Genomic DNA, 2,848 nt, shown 5'->3' on the forward strand with positions numbered 1-2,848 from the left:
GCTTTATATGAGAAATCATTAAAACTTATACTTGTATTTAGTTCACCATCGCCGCTCCCTGTTCCGAATGCATTTCTGGGAGCATCTATTCCTAAATCCCAGGGGATCAATCCAAATTCAAACCCCATTTTAATTCCCATCCGCTCATTTTTAAAATATCTTAGCCCGTAGATGCCTGTTTCTATTGACGAATGCTTTGAACCATAAATATTAGAAGGAGATGGGTTTTCTACCCGTGCTGATGGATAACGGTTAGCGGTAAACCTGGCTCCTAAAGAGATTGACGCTTGTGATTGCGCTTGTGCGCTCCCCAGTGTAAAAAGAAAAACAACTAACAATAATGAAGTTTTGAAAGAGGGAAAAATATTCTTGTTCATTCTAAAAATCAGAAAGCCTAACAAAGCTGCAGGGCATTTACCGAAAATATGGCAGCTGAATTGCCCGTAAGATAGTACTAATGTCTTATTTGGTCATAAATATAAAGCTTACTTTTCCAACCGTATTCGGCTTTCCTTTTTCGGAAGATGAGATAGTGCCCTTCATTTGACCGTTTCGCTGACGCTCAACCTTGATCTGACGCCAGGAGAAAGCCCCCTTTTCAAAGTTAAAAGTTTCGCCGTCATCATCGTATAAGTTATAATCTCCTGCTTTCTCGCCATAATGCCTAATTTCCAGGTTGACTTTTTCAGTTGCTTTAGGGGCATGCAGCATAGCGGGCATCATGGGGATAAGTCCCCCGTCTTTTACATATACGGGGATTTTATCAAGACCCGGAGTAACCGTTATCACCTCCCCCTCACCCGCTAATTTACCGGTATAGAAATCATACCATTTTCCTTTAGGCAGTACTACCTTACGGGATGTCTGGCCCGTGAACATCGGTGCAACAAGTAAATATTCGCCCGCCATATACTGATCTTTTATCTCTTTAGAAGTTGCTTCGGCATATGGATTTTCTTCCAGATTTACATTTGTGAGGCTTTCCTTTTTAAGCTCCTGATTAAATCCTTCTTCCAGGTTCATCGCTCTGAAAGGCGGTATACCTTCAAAATGATATTTAGCGAACTCCGTATACCAGTAAGGCATCATTTTCATTCTAAGCAAGGCAAACTCTTTAACCTGTTTCTCCACTTCGGGGTAAGTCCATGGCTTAGTTCCGCTCGACCATGCATTGATCATGGCCATGGGAGAAAACACATTCGACTGGAATCTTCTTAGCCATTCCTCCCCAGTTTTGGAGGCACGAACTTCGGGTGTCCAGAGAACCCCTGCAAAGCCGCTGTTGATGAGCGCTGTAATGAAATCTTCGTGGTTGTAATAATCGTTGTAAATCACGTAGGGGAATGAGGTTCCCCCACCATTGGATGCACGAACAAGTCCAAATGTACGCTGGTTCCTTTTCTTGAACAATTCGGCGCTGTAGCGCATCGCCAGGAGTCCGTATGTCTGGCGCATTTGCTCTGCGCTAATCCCCGAGGGGAATGTAGCTACATCAGGCCAAAGGTAATGATCATACCCGTCAACTTCATCAATTTTATAGCCGCTTACACCAATATCCACCTGGTCTTTCTGCATTTGTCCGAAAAATAATTCCCTGGGCTTTGCCATCGTAAAATCGGGTATCAGTCCCAGCCATACCGTGTGCGAGCTGGTGAATGGCTTTATCTCCTCATAAAATGGAGCCTCGGGCGAAACATAAGGGTTGATCCATAGGTTAAGACGAATACCGCGGTCAAGCATTTTTTTAACAAAAGCCGGGGGATCCGGGAAACGTTCTTTATCCCAGGAAAAGGTGCCGGGGTAGGCTTTACTCTGCCAGCCAGGCTCCAGTCCCACAAAATCAAGAGGGTAGCCCTTTTCCTCGAACAGATTTACCTCATTCTCCACATCGGCCCCGGTAAACCGGGTCATTACACGCTGGGTAAATCCTAATCCCCAACGCGGTGGCAGGTAGCCGCCGCCGTTCATTAAATTATACCTTTTCACAGCATCCAATGGCTTTGTTCCGGCAAATACATACACCTCAACTCCCTCTGCGGGGATAAGCATTTCCACAGCATCCGAATAAGGACGGGAGGACCATGTCCGGTCTGTATTTCTGTCTTTAGGGACAGGGAAATCCGGGCTGTCTTTTCTGACCCCAGACCCGGCCCAAACCTTGATATAGCGCGCAGAATTTACAAACACACCATATCCTTTCGAGGATACATAAAAGGGTGTTGGCGCATGGGTACGGCCGTTATCTTTTCCCCCATAATGGTCAACATGCAGCTCAAGTATCTTTCCGCGCTGGTGAACGGTTTGAAAATTCAATCCGAAACCATACAATTGTTCACCTTTTTCCAGGGGAAAGCGCAGGTATGTTTCTCCGTCAACGACTTTAAAATCTATTTCATTTTTACTGAATGGGAATGGTCCACCCCCTAATTTAGCCAGCGCTCCTATATTGGGCTCCGCTCCTGCCGCGTTTAATAAATCGTAGCTCTCGGGCTTCCCAACAACCGCCTTCCATATTCCGGGCTGCACTTCCGACCAAGCTGTTTCCTGAGCCTGCAACTGCAAAAATGAGCCGACGAAAAAAATCAATGCTTTAAAATATCTCATGAATTATTTTTTACAATATTAATCTGGTTTTCTGGTAATTAATAGCTAATACATATTTATAATTCATCTTAAGCCAAAACGATTATATTACGAGATAAACAGGGTCTTTTGAACTCACACATTTTTGCCTAATTTGGGCATTCCATCCAAAGACTCTTATGATGCGCAAAAAACTTTTATTCTTCCTTCTAATTCCATCAACACTTTTCGCTCAAAAATTCACAGAAGAGGAAATTGGCCGTTA

Annotated in this window: 2 protein-coding genes; both read right to left on the reverse strand. The window is 44.1% G+C overall.

The window, feature by feature from the left end; translation table 11 throughout:
• Positions 1 to 377, reverse strand: a 377-nt coding sequence (locus WBJ10_RS16685) for a hypothetical protein (RefSeq protein ID WP_424292340.1), incomplete at its 3' end; no start/stop codon positions are given.
• A gap of 85 nt (positions 378 to 462) precedes the next feature.
• Complete coding sequence (locus WBJ10_RS16690) at positions 463 to 2,604, reverse strand: glycoside hydrolase family 31 protein (protein ID WP_424292341.1); 2,142 nt, start codon at positions 2,602 to 2,604, stop codon at positions 463 to 465.
• Positions 2,605 to 2,848: the final 244 nt, after the last annotated feature.

It is taken from the genome of Daejeonella sp. (assembly GCF_049655485.1).
Classification (GTDB): Bacteria; Bacteroidota; Bacteroidia; order Sphingobacteriales; family Sphingobacteriaceae; genus Daejeonella.

Excerpts from the sequence above, each read along its gene's own strand:
- WBJ10_RS16690 (WP_424292341.1), bottom strand. The coding sequence starts at position 2,604 with ATGAGATATTTTAAAGCATTGATTTTTTTCGTCGGCTCATTTTTGCAG.